This window comes from Stenotrophomonas sp. TWI1409, assembly GCF_039673015.1.
Lineage (GTDB): Bacteria > Pseudomonadota > Gammaproteobacteria > Xanthomonadales > Xanthomonadaceae > Stenotrophomonas > Stenotrophomonas maltophilia_A.
The window spans coordinates 1-17,951 of the sequence record NZ_JBDJKU010000032.1 but is presented as its reverse complement, the minus strand read 5'-3'; the positions used below and the strand labels follow the sequence as shown (position 1 = coordinate 17,951).

The following is a 17,951-nucleotide window of genomic DNA, read 5'->3' as shown; positions in this document are numbered from 1 at the left end:
CCCAAGGCATCAGCGCCGCCTGCGCCGCAGCTTCATCCGCAATCGCCGATAGCCGATCACCGTCGCCGTGGCACACAACGCGGTGCCAGCAGCGCTCAGCAGCAGCAACACCGCCAGCCGGGCACCCTCTTGGCGCAGCATCGCGGGCAGATCCCAGCTGTGCAGGAAGTAGAACAGCCAGCGTCCCACTCGTTCCCGATGCCCCATCGTCAGCAACGGATCGCCGGTAGCCAGATCGAGATAGACGCGCGTCGCCTCGGCATCACCGAAATCCGCCACCGCAACCGGGAAGCGCCGCACCGCCGCGCCGTTCATGGCTTCCGGTGCACGCGGATAGAAGTAGGCATCCGCTGCCTGCTGCACCACGAACTCCTGCATCGGCGCATCGGACAGCGCACGCACCTTCTGCTGCAGCCACGGGGCCGGCAGCAACCGCGCCACCTGCAAATGCCCATCGCTGCCAGACACGATGCGGGTATCGCCTTTCCCATCCAACAGCACCGCGAACAGCTCGCCCCCGATGCGGCGCCACTGGATCTCGACCGGTTGGAAGCGCTCAGCATCGGCCACCGCCAGAAGCTTCGCCGGCTCACCCAGCGCGCCATCCACCGCCACCGCGCCGCCACGATAGCGTTCAACATCGATCGCTTCACGCGTGCTGCTGAAGACGCCCAGCGGATTCATCGACATCAGCCCGCTGAAGATCCAGGTGAACACGAAAGCCGCAGCCGCCAGCCCGATCAGATGGTGCCAGCGCATCCATGGTTCGACATAGGGCGTCTTCGCGCCGGAGCGATAGCGCCCACGGAAGCGCCAGCGCCACACGCCCACCACGATGCCGCTGACCGCCGCCACCGTGCACAGCGCGGACAATACGATCACCACCCACGTCCACACAGGATCCACCGACTGCATGCGCAGGAAATACAGCCAGTGCAGCCAGGCCCCCACATAGTTCCAGCGCTGCTGCACATGCGGTGCGTCCAGCACCACTTCGCCAGTGTGCGAAGACACATACAGGTCACCAGGCTCCGCGCCCCCCACCTCCACCCGGTACAGCGGCCGGTGCACGTCCAGCGCGCGCGAATGCGTCCAGCGGTCCTCGTCCACGCGCGTCGCACCCACGAAGGCCTGGCCACCGGCGAACTGTGCAGCGGATGCTTCGGCGCGCTGTGCCGACACCGGCAGCAGGGCCTGGCCGGTGTACGCCGACCAGGCGCCCACGCTGCTGCCACTTCGCACCACATACGCCGGCTCGCCACGCAGCGTGGTCAACGCCACAGCCTCCGGCTCGGCCTGCACAGCCGCAGGCAGTATCGACAGCCCCTGCAGGTCGCGGGCCTCACCCAGCACCGGCAATGCCGCCAGACGTTCACCGGGCGTCAGCTTCGGGTAGCCAATGAACAACATCACCATGCCGCTGACGAACCACAACAGCATCAGCAGGCATCCGCCGATGCCGAGCCAACGGTGCACCAGGTAGGTCCAGCGCTTGGCAGTGGATCGCAGCGACATGGTGCGTGTCCTCAGAAGCGATGGTCGACGGTGAACTCGACGCGACGATCCGCGCCCAGCAGCCACTGCGTGCTGGTGTAGTACGCGGTGGCGAAGTACGCCTTGTCGAATACGTTGAACAGGCGCGCTGACAATCGCGTGCGCGGTGCCGCCTGCCAGGTCAGTGCCAGATCGGTCGTGCTGTAGCCGGGCAGCTCCAATGTGTTGGCGTTGTCGGCATAGCGCTTGCCGACGTAGCGAACGCCACCCGCCGCACTCCAGTCCGGTGCGAACTGCCAGCTCAACCACACACTGGCCAGGCGCTCGGCCACGTTCGGCGGCACGTTGCCATCACGCGACACCAGCATCGCCGGCGAACCCGTGGTTTCCAGGAAGTCCTCGAACTCGGCCTTCAGCACCGTGGCGTTGGCATCCAGCGTCCAGTGCGGCGCGACGTTCCAACTCAGCGATGCCTCGATACCGCGCGAGGTCTGCGCGCCCACCTGCACGCGGCGGTCCGGCACCAGCGGATCGCGGCTGAGCAGCCCGGTCTTGCGGATGCGATACGCTGCCAGCGTCCACTCGCCGCCATTGAAGGCCTGCTTCAGGCCCACTTCGATCTGCCGGCCCTTGGCCAGATCGAAGGCACCGTTGGCCGGGCTGATCATCAGCAGGCCACTGACAGGGTCCGCCGCCTGCGAATACTGCGCGTACAGGCTCAGCGTCGGCTGCAACGCGAACACCGTACCTGCACGCCAACCGGTGCTGCTGTAGGTCTTCGAGAACGCGTTCTGGCCGCTGATCAGGTCGGTACGGTCGATGCGCGCGCGGTCGTGGCGCAGCCCACCCAGCACCGACCAGCGCTCGCTCAGCGCCAACCGGTCTTCCACGAACAGCGCGTACTGCTCGGCACGATTGCGGTAGCGCGGCAGGTTCGGCGCGTCGCTGACGAACTGGCCCGGCACCGGATCGAACGGATCGACCGGGCCCGAACTGCCAGCATAGGTGTTGTTAGTGTGCTTGAAGTGGGCGCGGTTGGCATCCAGGCCCACCGCGAAGCTGTTCTGCAGGCCACCCGCGGTTCCCTGCACACGCAGCGTCGAGGTCAGCCCGGTCTGGTCCTGGTTGTGAGTGATCTCGGTGTTTCCCGAGCGATCGATCAAGCCGGTAGGGCGGTTGTAGACATAGGCTTCGGCATTGCGCCAATCGCGCTGGCTGTCGATCTGGTAGAGGCGCGTGCGCCATTCCACGTTCGCGTTCGGCGCCCACAGCGCATCGAGCTGGGTCCAGCGGTCGCGATAGCGGATCTGGCTGTCGTCCACGTTGTAGTTGCGGTGGCGCAGCGCCTCCAGCTGGCGGCCCTCGACCAGCGGCGTGCCGAAGTAGCGCGTCGGTTGCTGGTAGCCCTGCGCATGGGTGAGGGTCAGCTGCAGGTCCGCGCGCGGCTGCCACAGCAACGCACCGGAGAATGTCGCGTCACTGTTGCGCCCACGATCGACCCAGCCACCGCTGTAGTTGCCACTCACGTCCAGCCGGTAGGCCAGCTCGGGCGTCAGCGCGCCACCGCTGCCGAAGCCCAGGCGCGCGGTGTCCTCGCTGCCCACGGTTACGCTGATCTCGCTCTCGATCGCACCACGCGTGGGCTTCTTCGGCACGATGTTGATCACGCCGCCGATCGCACCGTCGCCATGGATGACCGAGGCCGGGCCGCGCAGCACTTCGATGCGCTCGATCGACCAGGTATCGAACGGGAAGGTGATACCCACGCCACCGTACTGGCGCAGCCCGTCGTACAGGCGCATCACCGAAGCGCCATCGGTGAAGCCGCGGCTGGACAGCGCACTCAGGCCGTTGCCCGGGTGCGGCATCGCACTGATCGCACCCGCCCGGCTGATCGCATCGTTGAGGTTGCTGTCGCCACGCTGCTCCAGTTGTTCGCGCGAAATCACCGTCAGGCTGGCCGGTGTCTGCAGCACGCTCAGGCCCAGCGCGGAACCGGCGTTGGCGGTGGACGAGAGCTCACCGCTGCGGGTATCGACCACCCGCACGGTGTCCAGCGTGGTCGGTGGTGCCGCATCGGCGGCAAGTACGGGGGCGGTGTGCAGGAGCAACGCGCACAGGACAGGCAGCGTCGCCCGGCGCAGGTGCGCGGAGTTGGGGTTCGTTTTCATTTTTTTCACGGCATGCAAGGCCACCCCGCAATGGCAGGGCAGCAATCAGAAAGGGACAAACACGCGCGTGCGGGCACCGGCCGTGGCCGGCAACCTCATGGAAAAATGTTCAATGCAACACGCGTGCGGCTCAGGCGGCCATGAAGGCTGGCGGCCCACGCGCTCCCAATGTGCCGCTGATCCGTTGCGGCAACGTCTGCACCGCACCGCGCAGTGCGCGGCACACCGGTGCCATCGGCGCCAACAGCAGCACTGCCGCCACCAGCAGGTTGATCAGCCGTGCAGCGATCAGGCAGTAATCGCAGTCCACACCCATCTCATGATCGGCGTGTGGATCGGCGGGCGGCTTCTTTGCGGCGTCGCCATGCGGCATCGCCATCGCGTGATGGTCGTGGTGCCCTTCCATCGCGTGCTGCGCATGCTCTGCGTGCATCGCGTGATCCATCGCCGCCGCCGGCACTGCAGCAGCCACGTGACCGTGCGCCAGCCAGCGGCTCACCAGCGGGGCGAGCAGCACCAGCAGCATGGCAAGCCATGCCAGGGCCTGGAACCGGCGGTGGAGGACAGATTGACGCACCCGGCCATTCTACGGACCCGCAGCCAACCTTGGACCCCGTTCAGGGTTTACCCCCTGCGACACGGTGACGCAGGGCTGCCCTCCTCCGCGCACGCCCTTCATTCAGTAGATCCACGCCATGCGTGGATGCTTTTCGCGCATCAACTCACGTACTGGGCCGCACCATTACCGAACGACCAGTTTTCCCGCTTCACTTCCACCAGGTTGATGAACACATCCTCGCGGCGGATACCCACCGCCGCGTGCAGTCCATCGGCGATGCCGGCATACAGCGCCTTCTTCTGCTCCAACGTGCGCCCTTCGTTCCAGGTGATCTGGATGCAGATGAAATCGTCGGTGCGGTCCACCCCCAGGTAGCCGGGGTCATAGATCAACGTGCCCGGCTCGTGTTGCTGGAAGATCTGGAAGCGATCGTTCTCCGGCACGCCCACCGCGCGCATGGCCTGGTAGATGGTTTCGCCGACGCGTTGCAGGTAGTCGGCGGATTTACCTTTGCGAAGATCGATGCGGGCGAGCGGCATGGTGGCACTCCAGAGTGGATGGGCACGGCAACGGGCCGAGACTACGCCTGCCCGGGGCGGTGGGACAGCGCAGGAATGGAATCCTCTGGTTCCATTCGTGGCATGGGCCCGCCCACGCGCGCAACGAAGGCGGTCCGGACGAACAGTTGGGCGCCTTCCACACCGACGGGCTGATCGTGGCCGCGCGACAGCTGGTACGCGAGGCACATCATTGCCTCTCCGGCGGCGACGCCTGACCGGCCCGGATATGCGCCCGCTACAATCGAGCAGGGAGCGCAGGAGACCGCAATGGACGCCGAACACCTGGAGTACTTCAAGGCCGCACTGGAAGGCCGCGCAAGCGTGGGCTGGAACGTCTGGTTCACCGCCAACCAGCAGGCGCTGGCACAACACCTGAGCCGTCCTGCACTGCTGCGCTTGAAGTTCAGCAAACTGGATGAAGCCGAACGCCTGCTGGCCGAGGCCGGCATCGTGCCCTGCAGCACAGCGGGCAAGCGCTACGAAATGTACTGCGCGCAGTTCTCGGCGGACGTGGTGGACGCGAACGGTCGCCCGCTACCGGCCATCTGGCGCGCGGCGCACGGCGGTGCCATCGGCCTGCTTGCCGATGGTGAGCAGGAGGCCGGCCAGGCGAAGCTGCTCGCGGAGTTCCGCCGCGTCCGCAAGCGCGGGCTGCAGCAGGCCCATGAATGGTTGGCCGATCTGTGCTTTGAAGGCGAGATGGAACTGAGCGGCGGCAATGCCGATGTGGGCCGTAGCCTGCTGGCGGTGGTGGTGCGGGCCGGCAGCGGTCACGACCTGCTGGATGCAACGGCGATGATCGCGCGCGAACTGCTGGAGGACCTCGGCTGAAACGGTGATCGCTTCGGCGGGCACTACGGAATCACAGGCAACAAAAAAGCCCCCATTGCTGGAGGCTTCTTTCGTTCTGCAACATGGTGGGCGGTACAGGGATCGAACCTGTGACCCTTGCCGTGTGAAGGCAATGCTCTACCGCTGAGCTAACCGCCCGGTGTGTTGCTGAGCCGCTCATTATAGGGGCTTTTCAGAGGCCGTCAACACTTTTCACATGGGTGTTCACGGGCATTTCGAGGGGCGCCGCCGGGCATGGCCCGGCGCTACCGAGGGCGGCAATCCGCGCGCCGTTACATCGTATGCGTCGGCTTGTCCGAACTGGTCAGGCCGGCCAGCAGGGTCTCGATCTTGTGGCGCACGCCCTCGCCTTCGGCACCATCGGCCAGCTGCACGCCGATGCCGGCGGTGCGGTTACCCTGCGCGCCGGCCGGGGTCACCCAGATCACCTTGCCGGCCACCGGCAGGCGCTCGCTGGAATCAGGCAGGGTCAGCAGCAGGAACACTTCGTCACCCAGGAAGTAGCGCTTGGGCGTGGGCACGAAGATGCCGCCGTTCTTCACGAATGGCATGTACGCGCTGTACAGCGCGGCTTTGTCCTTCACGGCCAGGGACAGGATGCCCTGGCGGGCGTTGCTGGCACTCATCGATTTCCCCTTGCGGCAGGCCGCTCGTTCACCTTGTTCCAGGCCAGCAGCAACTCGACCACGGCAAGGTCTGCACGCACCGTGGTACGCAGCAGGTCGCGGGTGCGGTTGGCCGCATCGAACCAGGCTGCAAGCTTGTGCAATCGCTCCGGCGTGGTCAAGGCACCGGTGCTGGCCTGGGCCAGTGCCAGGTCGGCAGCGAAGCGCAGGCGCAGCGCCGCGTTGTCATCACCGCACCACTTCTGCGCCAGCTCCACCGCGCCGGTCTTGCCGGCGGCCAGCTGTTCCAGCTCGCGGCCCACTTCGCGGCGCAGGCTCAGGCCATCTTCGCGCAGCCAGTTGTCGGCCTGGCCGGGATGGCCGCGCGCTGCGTCCAGCGCTTCGCGCGCCGATGCTTCGCTGTGGCCCTGCTGCTGCAGCCAGGCCAGCGCTTCGTGCTGCGGCGGCAACTTGAATTCCAGACGCTGGCAACGGCTGCGGATGGTCTGCGGCAGGCGCGCCGGGTCGCTGCTGATCAGCCACAGGTAGCGGCCGGGCTGCGGCTCTTCCAGCGTCTTCAGCAGCGCGTTGGCCGCCGAGCGGTTGATCGCATCGGCGGGGTCGACGATCACCACCTGCGCCACGCCGTACTGCGGGGTCAGCGCCAACTTGTCGGTGATCTCGCGCACCTGCTCGATGACGATCTCGGTGCGCAGCTTGTCGCCGCTCTTGTTCGGAATGAAGCTGACCAGCTGCAGGTCAGGATGGGTGCCGGCGGCGATCAGCTGGCGCGTGCGCGTGGCATGCGCGGCATCACCGCGCGCCAGCACGTGGTCGGCCAGCGCCAACGCCACCTCGCGCTTGCCCAGCCCGGCCGGGCCGCAGATCAGCAGGCCATGACCAAGGCGGTCGGCATCGAGCGCTGCCACGGTCTGGTCGAACGCGCGCTGCTGCCACGGCGAGAATGTGCTCATGCGCCCTCCCCGTCCTGCAGCCAGCGCTCGACCTGCGCGACCACATCGGCCGCTACACGCGCCTGCACCTGGCCGGCGTCGATCAGCGCGAAGCGCTGCGGGTCCTGCTGCGCGCGGCTGCGGAACACTTCGCGCACGCGCTGGAAGAAATCATCCTGTTCGCTCTCGATGCGGTCCGGCCACAGGTCGCGGCCATTGGCGCGCGCGCGGCCCACTGCCACGTCCACGTCCAGCAGCAGGGTCAGGCCCGGCAGCAGGCCCACCGCGCGTCGTTCCAGATCGGCAATCCACTGCGGATCGAGGCCACGGCCACCGCCCTGGTAGGCATAGCTGGAATCGGTGAAGCGATCGCTCAGCACATAGGCGCCGCGCTGCAGTGCCGGCTGGATCACCTGGCGCACATGCTGCGCGCGTGCAGCGAACACCAGCAGCAGCTCGGCTTCGGCGCTGAGCGGTTCGGCAGCAATCTCGGCATCGGGTTTCAGCACCAGGCCACGGATGCGCTCGGCCAGCGGCGTACCGCCCGGCTCGCGGGTCAGCACCACCTCATGACCGTGGCTGCGCAGGCAGTCACGGATGGCATTGATGGCGGTGGTTTTGCCTGCGCCCTCGCCGCCTTCCAGGCTGACGAAACGCGGGTGGCGAAGCAGCGCGGGACTCATTGCGCCGGGGTCTCCTTGGTACGTTGCTGGCGCAGCTGCTGCAGGTAGCGGGCCACTGCGGCGTTGTGCTGGTCCAGGCTGGGCGAGAACACGTGCGCACCACTACCATCGCCGACGGCGACGAAGTACAGCGCGTCGCCCGCTGCGGGTTGCGCGGCTGCCATCAGCGCATCGCGGCTGGGCATGGCGATCGGGGTCGGGGTCAGGCCGGCGCGGGTATAGGTGTTGTAGGGCGTATCGGTGGTCAGGTCGCGGCGGCGGATGTTGCCGTCATACGCAGCACCGATGCCGTAGATCACGGTCGGGTCGGTCTGCAGGCGCATGCCGATCTTCAGGCGGCGCATGAACACGCCGGCAATCTGCGGACGCTCGCTGGCCAGCGCGGTTTCCTTCTCGATGATCGAGGCCATCGTCAGCAGTTCGTAGGGCGTGTTGATCGGCAGGTCCGGCGCGCGGCTTTCCCAGGCTTCATCCAGTGCGTCCTGCATTGCAGCGTGAGCACGCTTGAGCACATCCAGATCGCTGTCGCCACGCTGGTAGACGTAGGTCTCCGGCAGGAAGCGGCCTTCCGGATGCTGGCCACCGAAACCGAGGCGCTGCATCAACGCGGCGTCATCGAGGTTGTCGGTGGTGTGCAGCAGCGGCTCGGCGCGCTTGAGCGCGGCACGCAACTGGCGGATGTTCCAGCCTTCAATGATCGTGACGCGGTGCTGCAGCACCTTGCCGGCGCGCATGCGCAGCAGCAGATCACGCGGGGTCAGGTCGCTGCTGAGCGCGTACTCACCCACCTTCAGCTTGCCGGCTGCATCGAGCTGGCGCGCCAGCAGCTGCCACTGCGCGTCCTGGCCCTCGTCCACGCCGGCGTCGCGCAGCTTGCGCAGCACGCTGTTCATGCCATCGCCGCTGGCGATGACCACGCTCTCGGCGGACGGGGTGATCGGGGCGTCGGCGAACCGGGTCTGCTGGTAGAAGAACCATGCGCCCGCGCCGGCCACGACGGCGGCCAGCACCACCACCAGCGTTACCACGAACAGACACCCGCGCTTGGCTCCCGCCATGGACTACCTCTGAACTCGATTCCGTCGTGCAGGATACCGTGCCGGTGGATTGGGGTCATGACCGGGGGCATGCGCCTGTGCCGACCGACGGTCGGCACCCACCCGAACAATGGCACCCACCGGTACCGGTAGTGGGGGGGGGCGGGCGGGGGCGGCGCCCGGGGAGGGGGGGGGGGGGGGGGGGGGCCCGGCGCGGCCTCGGGGGGGTGATCCGTGTGCTCGCCCCCCCCCCCCCCCCCCCCCCCCACTACCGGAATATGCCTACCCCTGCTGGCCCAGCGCGCGTAGCAGGCCGCGGGCCTTGGCGCAGGTCTCGTCCAGTTCCTTGTCCGGGTCCGAGTCGACCACGATGCCGGCGCCGGTGCGGAAGCTCACCTCGTGGCCATCCACTTCGGCGGTGCGGATCAGGATGTTCAGGTCCAGGTCGCCATCGCGGTTCAGCCAGCCGAACGCGCCGGTGTAGGCACCACGCGGCACCTGCTCCAGCTCGCTGATGATCTGCATGCAGCGCACCTTCGGGCAGCCGGTGATGGTGCCGCCGGGGAAGGTGGCGGCGATCACCTCGCCGGGGGTGACCTCCGGGCGCAGATGGCCGCTGACGTTGCTGACGATGTGATGCACGTGCGCGTAGCTCTCCACGGTCATCAGCTCATCGACCACCACGGTGCCGGGCAGGCAGATGCGGCCCAGGTCGTTGCGTTCCAGGTCGATCAGCATCACGTGCTCGGCACGCTCCTTGGGGTGACCGACCAGCTCCTGGATGCGCGCGGCATCATCATCCCCCTCGAAGCGCGGACGCGTGCCGGCAATCGGGCGGGTCTGCGCGTGGCCGGCATGCACCGACACCAGCCGTTCCGGCGAGGAACTGACCACATGGCGGCCGTGCGCGCTGAACAGGCCGGCGAACGGTGCCGGGTTGGCACGGCGCAGCTGCGCGTACAGCGCCTGCGGACTGACCGGCGCGGCGAACTGCGCGCTCCAGCGCCGCGACAGGTTCACCTGGAACACATCGCCGGCACGCAGGTACTCGATCACCCGGCGCACACCGTCGGTGAAGCGCTGCGGCGCATCCTCGCCCACCGACTGCGGCGGCTGCCAGCCCTGCCCGGCTTCGGGCAGCACGGCCGAGGCCAGTGCCACCAGCGCATCCAGCAACGCCTGCTCACCGGCTTCGGCGATGACGAAGCTGGCCTCGTTGTGGTGGTCGTGCAGCACCGCGGCCGGGCAGCGCAGCGCCAGCGCGGTCGGGCGGCCGTCCTCGCGTGCGCGCGCCGGCAGCACCGGTTCTATCTGGCTGGCCACTTCGTAGTCCAGCATCAACGCCCAACCGCCGCGGAACGGCAGGCTGTGGCTGCCGTCATGCGGCAGGCGTTCCTGCTGCCAGGCGCGGTCCAGCACCTGCAGGAAGCTGCCGGCCTGCACCGCGTCGTGCTGGTCGCGCACCTGGCCATCGGCATCCAGCCGCAGGCTATCGCCCTGCGCCGCCAGCAGCAGGCTCCAGCGGCCCTGGGCAGTGCCCGAGGCGGTGGATTCCATCAGCAGCGGGAAGCGCGACGGGTCGTGCTGCTGCAGGGCCAGCAGATCGATCGGGTGCGGCAGCGGGTGGATCAGCGGTGCGTGGGTCATGGCAGCCAGTTCGGGGATTCAGATGCACGGAAGCCGCCTTGCGGCGGCCTCCTCGTGCGTAACGCACGTTCAGTCGAGCATGGCTCGACTCTACACAACGGCGGAGTCGAGCGTGGCCCGACGCTACAACGTCGGTCAGACGCGCTTGAAGATCAGCGTGCCGTTGGTGCCGCCGAAGCCAAAGCCATTGGACATCACCACGTCGACCTTGGCCTGGCGTGCTTCATTGGGCACGTAGTCCAGGTCGCAGCCTTCGCCCGGCTGCTGCAGGTTGATGGTCGGCGGGATGACGTTGTCCTGCAGCGCCATCACCGAGAAGATCGCTTCCACGCCACCGGCAGCGCCGAGCAGGTGGCCGGTCATCGACTTGGTGGAGCTGACCATCATCTTGTAGGCGTGGTCGCCGAAGGCGGTCTTCATCGCCATGGTCTCGCCCAGGTCGCCCAGCGGCGTGGAGGTGCCGTGCGCGTTGAGGTAGCCCACCTGTTCCGGGGTCACGCCGGCGTCCTTCATGGCCATGACCATGCAGCGCGCGGCGCCTTCGCCGTTCTCGCTCGGTGCGGTCATGTGGTACGCGTCGGAGCTGGCGCCGAAGCCGGCCAGTTCGCAGTAGATCTTCGCGCCACGTGCCTTGGCGTGCTCGTACTCTTCCAGGATCAGGATGCCGGCGCCGTCGCCCAGCACGAAGCCGTCACGGTCCTTGTCCCACGGGCGCGAGGCCTGTTCCGGGGCGTCGTTGCGGGTGCTCATGGCCTTCATCGCGCAGAAGCCGCCCAGTGCGGTCGGCGACGAGCCACGCTCGGCACCACCGACCACCATCACGTCGGCATCGCCGTACTGGATCATGCGCATGGCGGTGCCGATCGAATGGTTCGAGGTCGCGCACGCAGACACCGCCGAGAACGACGGGCCCTTCAGGCCGGTGATGATGCTCAGCTGGCCCGGCAGCATGTTGATGATGGTCTTGGGCACGTAGAAGGGCGAGATCTTCTTGCCCTCGTGGAACTCGATGGTCTGCTCTTCGATGCCAAGCAGGCCGCCGATGCCGGCACCGACGATGGCGCCGATGCGCTCGGCATTGGCGTCGGTGATCTCAAGGCCCGAGTCATGCAGGGCCATGAACGAGGCACCGAGGCCGTAATGGATGAACGGGTCCATCTTCTTGGCATCCTTGCCGCTGACCCGGAACTTGCCGAACAGTTCATTGTCGGCGGTGATGTCGAATCCCTTGACCTCACCTGCAATCTTGGTGGTGAACCGATCCAGATAGGCATCAGAAACGTTGGTCAGCGGACCGATGCCCGAACGACCCTGGGTGATGCCTTCCCAGCTGCTGGCCAGATCATTGCCCAACGGCGAGACGATACCCAGGCCGGTTACGACGACGCGACGCTTCATTGCTGATTCTCCTGGCCCGGATGATTTCAACGGGCAACTCGGTTTGCTTCGGTGTGATGCTCAAACACACGGGGCCGCAACAGCGGCCCCATGGGGTGCGGTGCGCGGCGAGCATGGGCCCGCGCGCGCACTGCCGTCTGACATCAGGCCTTGACGTGGGCCTTGATGTAGTCGATGGCGGCCTGCACGGTGCTGATCTTCTCGGCTTCTTCGTCCGGGATCTCGCACTCGAATTCTTCTTCCAGGGCCATCACCAGCTCGACGGTGTCCAGCGAGTCAGCGCCCAGGTCATCGACGAACGATGCGCTGTTGGTGACTTCTTCTTCCTTGACGCCAAGCTGTTCGACGACGATTTTCTTGACGCGTTCTTCGATGGTGCTCATGGGATCTCGCTCCAGATGGAGTTGTGGTTCAAAAGTGGTCGCCATCAAAGGCGATGGCCGTGGGATAGTGTAGTGGAAACCGGCGCGGCCTTGCATCGCAGCAAAAACCTCCGCAGATCAACCACTTGCGGCGCAATCCCTGCGCCCCTTGCTTACGGCATGTACATGCCACCGTTCACATGGAGGGTTTCGCCGGTGATGTAACCGGCAGCCGGGCCGGCCAGGAAGGCCACCGCATGGGCGATGTCTTCCGGCGAACCCAGGCGTTCGAGGGCGATGTCGTTGATCAGCGCGGTACGCGCTTCTTCCGGCAACGCCTTGGTCATGTCGGTGTCGATGAAGCCGGGTGCGACAACATTGACGGTGACACCGCGCGAACCGATTTCCTTGGCCAGCGACTTGCTGAAGCCGATGATGCCGGCCTTGGCGGCAGCGTAGTTGGCCTGGCCGGCATTGCCGGTCACGCCCACCACCGATGCGATGTTGATGATGCGGCCCTTGCGCGCCTTCATCATGCCGCGCATCACCGCCTTGCTGGTGCGGAACACGCTGGTCAGGTTGGTGTCGATGATCGACGCCCAGTCCTCGTCCTTCATGCGCATCAGCAGGTTGTCGCGGGTGATGCCGGCATTGTTCACCAGGATCGAGATCGGGCCGAATTCCTTGGCGATGCCATCGAGCACACTGTCCAGCGCAGCTGCGTCGGTGACGTTCAGCGCGCGGCCGTGGCCACCGTGGGCGGCCAGGCGCTCACCGATCGCGGCGGCGCCGGATTCGGTGGTGGCGGTGCCGATGACGGTGGCGCCCTGGGCGGCCAGCAGATCGGCGATGGCGGCACCAATGCCACGGCTGGCGCCGGTGACCAGTGCGATTTCACCCTGCAGGGGCTTGCTCATGATGTTTTCCTCAGGCTGGGACGGCCGCCGTACCCGTACCGCTTGCAGCGGCCACCGGTACGGTCGGCAGGAACAAGGGGGATCAGGCCGACCATGCCTCGCGGGCGGCTTCGAAGTCGCCTGGCGTGGCCAGCGAACGGCCGTCGATGGCCTTGTCGATGCGCTTGACCAGACCGGTCAGCACCTTGCCCGGGCCGCACTCGGCGATCCGAGTGACGCCACGGCCAGCCAGCGCCTGCACGCACCCGGTCCACTGCACCGGCTGGTACAGCTGCTGGACCAGCGCGGTACGGATCGCGTCAATGCCGTCATGCACCTTCGCGTCGACGTTCTGCACCACCGGCAGCTGCGGCGCCTGCCAGGCCAGGCCGGCCATCACTTCGGCCAGGCGGTTGGCGGCTTCGCGCATCAACGGGGTGTGCGAGGGCACGCTCACGGCCAGCTTGACCGCCTTGCGCACGCCCTTCTCGGCCAGCAGCGCCAGCGCACGGTCGACCGCGTCGGCGTCGCCACCGATCACGATCTGGCCCGGTGAATTGAAGTTGGCCGGCACCACCACCTGGCTGCCTGCGGCTTCGGCGCAGACGTCCAGCACCAGCTGGTCTTCGGCGCCGAGCACGGCGGCCATGGCACCGACGCCGGCCGGTGCGGCTTCCTGCATCAGCTGGCCGCGCAGGCGCACCAGGTGCGCACCGTCATGCAGGCTCAGCGCGCCAGCGGCAACCAGGGCGGTGTACTCGCCCAGGCTGTGACCGGCCAGCACCGACGGGCGCGGACCGCCCACGGCGTTCCAGGCGCGCCACACGCCGATGCTTGCGGCCAGCAGGGCCGGCTGGGTGTATTCGGTGCGGTTGAGCATTTCCTCCGGGCCACCCTGGGACAGCGCCCACAGGTCCACGCCGGCACCATCGGATGCCTCGGTGAAGGCTTCACGCACCTGCGGGTGCAGTTCAGCCAGCTCGGCCACCATGCCCACAGACTGCGAGCCCTGGCCGGGGAAGACAAAAGCGAGGGTGGATACGGTCACGCGGTCATCCGCTTGTTGCAATCGAAGCGGGCCATGATAAGGGGGAACATGCCGTGTCGTCTGTACGTGCGCGTATGCACGCGTATGGTGGGCCAGCCGCGGAACGCCGCCGGGCATGGCCCGACGGACGCACAGTCAGCAGAACAGCTGCAGGACGTCCAGATCGCCGTCGGCGAGGAAATCCACGCACAGGCCCACCAGCATCAGCACGCCAGCGGTGCTGGCGCCATGGGCGATGAAGATGGAGTGGGCCAGCGCGCGCGCCGAGCGGCCCAGCTTCATGCAGACCCGGGCCAGGCTGCGCAGGCGGCCAGTGACCGCGTGCACGTGCTCGCGCACCGGCGCCTGCGCATCGCCCATCGCCTCGGCCATCATCGCCTGCAGGTGCTCGGGGCGGTCGGCGTAGTACTTGGCCACGCCATAGCCGAACATCAGCCAGTCGCGGGCCTGCGCTTCGGACAGATCCATCACTTCCAGCGGATCTTCCTCGAAGTCGATGAAACCGACCCTCTCGCCATCCCAGGTGAGATTGCGCGGCAACGGCTGGCCGAAATAGGCGCCGCGCGCATGCGCTGCGGCAATGGCCAGCATGGCCGCCATCACCAGGCGGTCGCGACCGGCCTCGTCGGCTTCGCGCAGGCAGGTATTGAACGAACTGCCGTTGTCGCCGATCACCAGCGCAGCATGGCCGGTGCCCAGCACATCGGGCACGTTCACGCCCTGCGCCTGCAGTTCTGCAAGGCGACGGGCTTCGGTTTCGCGCGCGGCGTCACCACCACGGTGCGGCGGCGGGCGCAGGGCATCCAGATGAAAACGACGGGCAACAAAATTGAGCAGGCCAAGGGCCAGCGCGCGGCTTCCCTTGCCGTACTGCTTCAGCCAGGCACGTTGCCCTTCGATGACGATGGGCTCAACCATGACAGGTCCTCCTTAAACGCGTTACGGCCCCAGAGGGGCCGCAACGACAAAGCTTCACGTTGTCGTAACTTGCACTATCAATAGCGCAGCAGAGCCGAACCCCACGTGAAGCCGCCGCCGAAGGCTTCCAGCAGCAGCAGCTGGCCACGTTCGACCTTGCCCGAGCGCACGGCGGCGTCCAGCGCCAGCGGCACCGAGCCGGACGAGGTATTGCCGTGCTTGTCGACGGTGACCACGACCTGGTCCATCGACATGTCCAGGCGCTTGGCGGTGGCTTCGATGATGCGCAGGTTGGCCTGGTGCGGAATCAGCCAATCCAGGTCGGACTTGTCCAGGCCGTTGGCAGCCAGAGTCTCGTCCACGACCGAGTCCAGCGCCTTGACGGCGTACTTGAACACGTCGTTGCCCTTCATGTTGATGGTGCCGCCGCCATTGGCGCCGTCCTTGAAGCCGGTCGAAACGCCAACCGGGTTCCACAGCAGCTCCTTCTTGCTGCCATCGGCATGCAGGTGGGTGCTGAGGATGCCGGTGTCTTCGTCGGCCTTGAGCACGACAGCACCGGCGCCATCGCCGAACAGCACGCAGGTGGTGCGATCGTTCCAGTCGACCATGCGGGTCAGCGTTTCGGTGCCGATCACCAGCACGTGCCTGCAGTCGCCGGAGCGGATGAACTTGTCGGCCACGCCCAACGCGAACACGAAGCCCGAGCAGGCGGCGTTGACGTCGAAGGCGGGGCACCCGGCCACACCGAGCTTTGCCTGGATCAGGCACGCGGTGGACGGGAAAATGAGATCAGGGGTGGTCGTGCCGACCACGATCATGTCGAGCTGCGAGGCGTCGATGCCTGCGGCTTCAAGCGCGCGCAGGGCGGCGTTGTAACCAAGGTCGCTGGTGGTTTCGCCTTCGGCCGCGATGTGCCGCTCACGAATGCCGGTGCGCGACTGGATCCACTCATCCGAGGTTTCGACCATTTTTTCCAGGTCGGCGTTGGTCAGGACTTTTTCCGGCAAATAGCTACCGGTGCCCGCGATCCTCGAGTAGATCCGCTTGCTCATCATGTTTCCTGTTGCGCGGGCCGCCGATCACCGGCACACCCGGGAAAGAAGGCAAAGGCCGCTGCCCGGGGGCAGCGGCCTTCCCGGCACATCAATCTTCTTCGACGGCCGAGGTCTTGGTCTGGATGACCTTCTTGCCGCGGTAGAAACCATCGGCAGTGATGTGGTGACGCAGGTGCACTTCGCCGGTGGTCGGGTCGGTCGACAGCTGCTTGGCGCTCAGGGCGTCATGCGCACGACGCATGCCGCGGCGGGACGGGGTGACACGGGATTTCTGCACAGCCATGGGATTGCTCCAAACTCGGTTCGTTTTGCTTCGTCGTATCGTCGCGCAGGACGCCAGCGCCCAGCACACTTTCGCTTTCGCCGCAGCCGCCGACGACAATCCGGCTGCTATTGTTTCTTCAGTGCCGCCAACGCCGCGAACGGGTTGGCCTGCTTTGTTTCTTCTTCGCTCGGCGCCCAGTCCTTGTCGACTGCTTCACCGTCGGGCGACAGCGGCACCACAGGCACTGCCAGCACCAGCTCGTCCTCGACCAGGTCCAGCGGACGCAGCTGGCCGTCTTCCGGCACCAGCAACGCCTCGTACTCCTCCGGCAGGGACGATTCCTCGTCCTCGTCGCGGATCAGGCCAAGCCTCTGGGTCATCTTCACCGGCAACAGGAATCGCTGCATGCTGCGCTGACAGGTCAGCGGCAACGCGGTGTCGATGGTCAATTCCACATAGGATACCCGCAAGACGTCGTCGCGACCGAATTCAAGCGAGTAATTGCACTCACCGTCGGTATCTGCGACCAACCCCTGCAGGCGGGTCAATTCAGCCAGGGACACCTGACCGTCGAAGCGCCTTCGCGCTACAACCATCCGCCAGGCATCCAGCGTTTCGGGCACGTTCGCGGACATAAGCCGCTGAATACTAAGGATCGGGGCGGCGGCTGTCAAATGCCCGCCATACAGGACTTGCCGCTGGCGCTGCGGACACGCCAGACTGCCGCGCCCTGCCCCGGTATTCTCGCATGTCACTGGTCCTGGCCTCCACCTCCCGCTACCGCCGCGAGCTGCTGCAGCGATTGGGCCTTGCCTTCGACTGCGCGCGCCCGGAGGTGGATGAAACCCCGTTGAATGGCGAAGCGCCGCGGGCTCTGGCCACGCGCCTGGCTGCGGCCAAGGCCGCCGAGGTGGCTGCCCGCCATCCGGGCGCCTGGGTAATCGGCTCGGACCAGGTCGCGGACCTGAACGGCCAGCCGCTGGGCAAACCCGGTACGGTCGAGGCCGCCTGTGCGCAGCTGGCAGCGATGTCCGGGCAGACCGTGCGCTTCCACACCGCCGTCTGTCTCAGCCGTGATGGAGAATCATTCACGGCCGTCGATCTGACCGAAGTCTGCTTCCGCGCACTGGAACCGGACGAGATCGCCCGCTACGTGACCACCGAGCAGCCACTGGACTGCGCCGGCAGCTTCAAATGCGAGGGCCTGGGCATCAGCCTGTTCGACGCCATCGACAACCGCGACCCGACCGCGCTGGTCGGCCTGCCGCTGATTGCGGTATGCGGATTGCTGCGCAGGGCGGGATACGCGGTGCCCTGAGGGCTTCCGCCAACCTGTAGAGCCGAGCCCATGCTCGGCTGCCCTTTTTGTAGAGTCGGGGGGGGGGGGGGGGGGGGGGTGGGAGAAAGGGGGGGGAGGCGGGCACCAACAAAACACACGACCCCAC

At 66.8% G+C, this 17,951-nt stretch carries 19 protein-coding genes and 1 tRNA gene; 2 read left to right on the top strand and 18 right to left on the bottom strand.

The features are described from left to right. Window positions 1-9: 9 nt before the first annotated feature. The 4 genes from ABE423_RS12055 to ABE423_RS12040 form a co-directional block, all read right to left on the bottom strand. Window positions 10-1,515 carry a PepSY domain-containing protein gene (locus ABE423_RS12055; RefSeq protein WP_346486155.1) on the bottom strand — a complete coding sequence of 502 codons (1,506 nt, stop codon included), beginning with the start codon at window positions 1,513-1,515 and terminating at the stop codon, window positions 10-12. 11 nt (window positions 1,516-1,526) lie between these two features. Beyond that, complete coding sequence (locus ABE423_RS12050) at window positions 1,527-3,665, bottom strand: TonB-dependent receptor (RefSeq protein ID WP_346486153.1); 2,139 nt, start codon at window positions 3,663-3,665, stop codon at window positions 1,527-1,529. Window positions 3,666-3,795: 130 nt separating this feature from the next. Continuing rightward, window positions 3,796-4,191 (bottom strand): DUF2946 family protein, encoded by a 396-nt coding sequence (locus tag ABE423_RS12045; RefSeq protein ID WP_346486152.1) that lies wholly within the window; start codon window positions 4,189-4,191, stop codon window positions 3,796-3,798. 191 nt (window positions 4,192-4,382) lie between these two features. Further along, on the bottom strand, window positions 4,383-4,763 hold the full coding sequence (locus tag ABE423_RS12040; RefSeq protein WP_336685094.1) for a tautomerase family protein: 381 nt from the start codon (window positions 4,761-4,763) through the stop codon (window positions 4,383-4,385). Between the two features lie 288 nt (window positions 4,764-5,051). On the opposite strand from ABE423_RS12040, the gene ABE423_RS12035 reads away from it, so the two are divergent. Next, window positions 5,052-5,615, top strand: coding sequence for a hypothetical protein (locus tag ABE423_RS12035; protein WP_049463479.1), 564 nt, complete (start codon window positions 5,052-5,054; stop codon window positions 5,613-5,615). Between the two features lie 84 nt (window positions 5,616-5,699). On the opposite strand, the gene ABE423_RS12030 is transcribed toward ABE423_RS12035, so the two are convergent. The 14 genes from ABE423_RS12030 to ABE423_RS11965 form a co-directional block, all read right to left on the bottom strand. After that, window positions 5,700-5,774: transfer RNA gene (locus tag ABE423_RS12030), tRNA-Val, on the bottom strand. Window positions 5,775-5,908: 134 nt separating this feature from the next. Then, window positions 5,909-6,262 (bottom strand): PilZ domain-containing protein, encoded by a 354-nt coding sequence (locus ABE423_RS12025; protein ID WP_004146965.1) that lies wholly within the window; start codon window positions 6,260-6,262, stop codon window positions 5,909-5,911. Beyond that, window positions 6,259-7,215, bottom strand: coding sequence for a DNA polymerase III subunit delta' (locus ABE423_RS12020; RefSeq protein WP_346486149.1), 957 nt, complete (start codon window positions 7,213-7,215; stop codon window positions 6,259-6,261). The genes ABE423_RS12025 and ABE423_RS12020 overlap by 4 nt, the downstream gene beginning before the upstream one ends. Further along, the gene (gene tmk, locus ABE423_RS12015) at window positions 7,212-7,877 is read right to left on the bottom strand and encodes a dTMP kinase (RefSeq protein WP_049400648.1); all 666 of its coding nucleotides are present in this window, start codon (window positions 7,875-7,877) and stop codon (window positions 7,212-7,214) included. Before tmk ends, ABE423_RS12020 begins: the two co-directional genes overlap by 4 nt. After that, window positions 7,874-8,935, bottom strand: coding sequence for an endolytic transglycosylase MltG (mltG, locus tag ABE423_RS12010; protein WP_049400647.1), 1,062 nt, complete (start codon window positions 8,933-8,935; stop codon window positions 7,874-7,876). Before mltG ends, tmk begins: the two co-directional genes overlap by 4 nt. 261 nt (window positions 8,936-9,196) lie before the next feature. After that, window positions 9,197-10,561: an aminodeoxychorismate synthase component I gene (locus ABE423_RS12005; protein ID WP_253143543.1), complete on the bottom strand. Its 1,365-nt coding sequence runs from the start codon at window positions 10,559-10,561 to the stop codon at window positions 9,197-9,199. 135 nt (window positions 10,562-10,696) lie between these two features. Then, window positions 10,697-11,959, bottom strand: coding sequence for a beta-ketoacyl-ACP synthase II (fabF, locus tag ABE423_RS12000; protein ID WP_049463472.1), 1,263 nt, complete (start codon window positions 11,957-11,959; stop codon window positions 10,697-10,699). A gap of 143 nt (window positions 11,960-12,102) precedes the next feature. Continuing rightward, complete coding sequence (acpP, locus tag ABE423_RS11995; protein ID WP_005415509.1) at window positions 12,103-12,342, bottom strand: acyl carrier protein; 240 nt, start codon at window positions 12,340-12,342, stop codon at window positions 12,103-12,105. 152 nt (window positions 12,343-12,494) lie between these two features. Then, window positions 12,495-13,238, bottom strand: a complete 744-nt coding sequence (gene fabG, locus ABE423_RS11990; RefSeq protein ID WP_004146899.1) for a 3-oxoacyl-ACP reductase FabG — start codon at window positions 13,236-13,238, stop codon at window positions 12,495-12,497. An 82-nt stretch (window positions 13,239-13,320) separates the two neighbouring features. Further along, a complete protein-coding gene (gene fabD, locus ABE423_RS11985) occupies window positions 13,321-14,265 on the bottom strand; it encodes an ACP S-malonyltransferase (RefSeq protein ID WP_032127764.1) in 945 nt (314 codons plus the stop codon). Window positions 14,266-14,400: 135 nt separating this feature from the next. Continuing rightward, on the bottom strand, window positions 14,401-15,183 hold the full coding sequence (locus ABE423_RS11980; protein WP_125895270.1) for a serine/threonine protein phosphatase: 783 nt from the start codon (window positions 15,181-15,183) through the stop codon (window positions 14,401-14,403). 77 nt (window positions 15,184-15,260) lie between these two features. Beyond that, window positions 15,261-16,238 carry a beta-ketoacyl-ACP synthase III gene (locus ABE423_RS11975; RefSeq protein WP_032127766.1) on the bottom strand — a complete coding sequence of 326 codons (978 nt, stop codon included), beginning with the start codon at window positions 16,236-16,238 and terminating at the stop codon, window positions 15,261-15,263. A gap of 91 nt (window positions 16,239-16,329) precedes the next feature. Beyond that, window positions 16,330-16,524 carry a 50S ribosomal protein L32 gene (rpmF, locus tag ABE423_RS11970; RefSeq protein ID WP_004154640.1) on the bottom strand — a complete coding sequence of 65 codons (195 nt, stop codon included), beginning with the start codon at window positions 16,522-16,524 and terminating at the stop codon, window positions 16,330-16,332. A gap of 107 nt (window positions 16,525-16,631) precedes the next feature. Then, on the bottom strand, window positions 16,632-17,141 hold the full coding sequence (locus tag ABE423_RS11965; protein WP_032127767.1) for a YceD family protein: 510 nt from the start codon (window positions 17,139-17,141) through the stop codon (window positions 16,632-16,634). A gap of 113 nt (window positions 17,142-17,254) precedes the next feature. On the opposite strand from ABE423_RS11965, the gene ABE423_RS11960 reads away from it, so the two are divergent. After that, complete coding sequence (locus ABE423_RS11960) at window positions 17,255-17,824, top strand: Maf family nucleotide pyrophosphatase (RefSeq protein ID WP_180838179.1); 570 nt, start codon at window positions 17,255-17,257, stop codon at window positions 17,822-17,824. Window positions 17,825-17,951: the final 127 nt, after the last annotated feature.

What these genes read in the sequence shown, in the direction of transcription:
- ABE423_RS12055 (WP_346486155.1), bottom strand. Translation starts at nt 1,515, where the DNA reads ATGTCGCTGCGATCCACTGCCAAGCGCTGGACCTACCTGGTGCACCGT.
- ABE423_RS12050 (WP_346486153.1), bottom strand. Translation starts at nt 3,665, where the DNA reads ATGAAAACGAACCCCAACTCCGCGCACCTGCGCCGGGCGACGCTGCCT.
- ABE423_RS12045 (WP_346486152.1), bottom strand. Translation starts at nt 4,191, where the DNA reads ATGCTGCTGGTGCTGCTCGCCCCGCTGGTGAGCCGCTGGCTGGCGCAC.
- ABE423_RS12040 (WP_336685094.1), bottom strand. Translation starts at nt 4,763, where the DNA reads ATGCCGCTCGCCCGCATCGATCTTCGCAAAGGTAAATCCGCCGACTAC.
- ABE423_RS12035 (WP_049463479.1), top strand. Translation starts at nt 5,052, where the DNA reads ATGGACGCCGAACACCTGGAGTACTTCAAGGCCGCACTGGAAGGCCGC.
- ABE423_RS12025 (WP_004146965.1), bottom strand. Translation starts at nt 6,262, where the DNA reads ATGAGTGCCAGCAACGCCCGCCAGGGCATCCTGTCCCTGGCCGTGAAG.
- ABE423_RS12020 (WP_346486149.1), bottom strand. Translation starts at nt 7,215, where the DNA reads ATGAGCACATTCTCGCCGTGGCAGCAGCGCGCGTTCGACCAGACCGTG.
- tmk (WP_049400648.1), bottom strand. Translation starts at nt 7,877, where the DNA reads ATGAGTCCCGCGCTGCTTCGCCACCCGCGTTTCGTCAGCCTGGAAGGC.
- mltG (WP_049400647.1), bottom strand. Translation starts at nt 8,935, where the DNA reads ATGGCGGGAGCCAAGCGCGGGTGTCTGTTCGTGGTAACGCTGGTGGTG.
- ABE423_RS12005 (WP_253143543.1), bottom strand. Translation starts at nt 10,561, where the DNA reads ATGACCCACGCACCGCTGATCCACCCGCTGCCGCACCCGATCGATCTG.
- fabF (WP_049463472.1), bottom strand. Translation starts at nt 11,959, where the DNA reads ATGAAGCGTCGCGTCGTCGTAACCGGCCTGGGTATCGTCTCGCCGTTG.
- acpP (WP_005415509.1), bottom strand. Translation starts at nt 12,342, where the DNA reads ATGAGCACCATCGAAGAACGCGTCAAGAAAATCGTCGTCGAACAGCTT.
- fabG (WP_004146899.1), bottom strand. Translation starts at nt 13,238, where the DNA reads ATGAGCAAGCCCCTGCAGGGTGAAATCGCACTGGTCACCGGCGCCAGC.
- ABE423_RS11980 (WP_125895270.1), bottom strand. Translation starts at nt 15,183, where the DNA reads ATGGTTGAGCCCATCGTCATCGAAGGGCAACGTGCCTGGCTGAAGCAG.
- ABE423_RS11975 (WP_032127766.1), bottom strand. Translation starts at nt 16,238, where the DNA reads ATGAGCAAGCGGATCTACTCGAGGATCGCGGGCACCGGTAGCTATTTG.
- rpmF (WP_004154640.1), bottom strand. Translation starts at nt 16,524, where the DNA reads ATGGCTGTGCAGAAATCCCGTGTCACCCCGTCCCGCCGCGGCATGCGT.
- ABE423_RS11965 (WP_032127767.1), bottom strand. Translation starts at nt 17,141, where the DNA reads ATGTCCGCGAACGTGCCCGAAACGCTGGATGCCTGGCGGATGGTTGTA.
- ABE423_RS11960 (WP_180838179.1), top strand. Translation starts at nt 17,255, where the DNA reads ATGTCACTGGTCCTGGCCTCCACCTCCCGCTACCGCCGCGAGCTGCTG.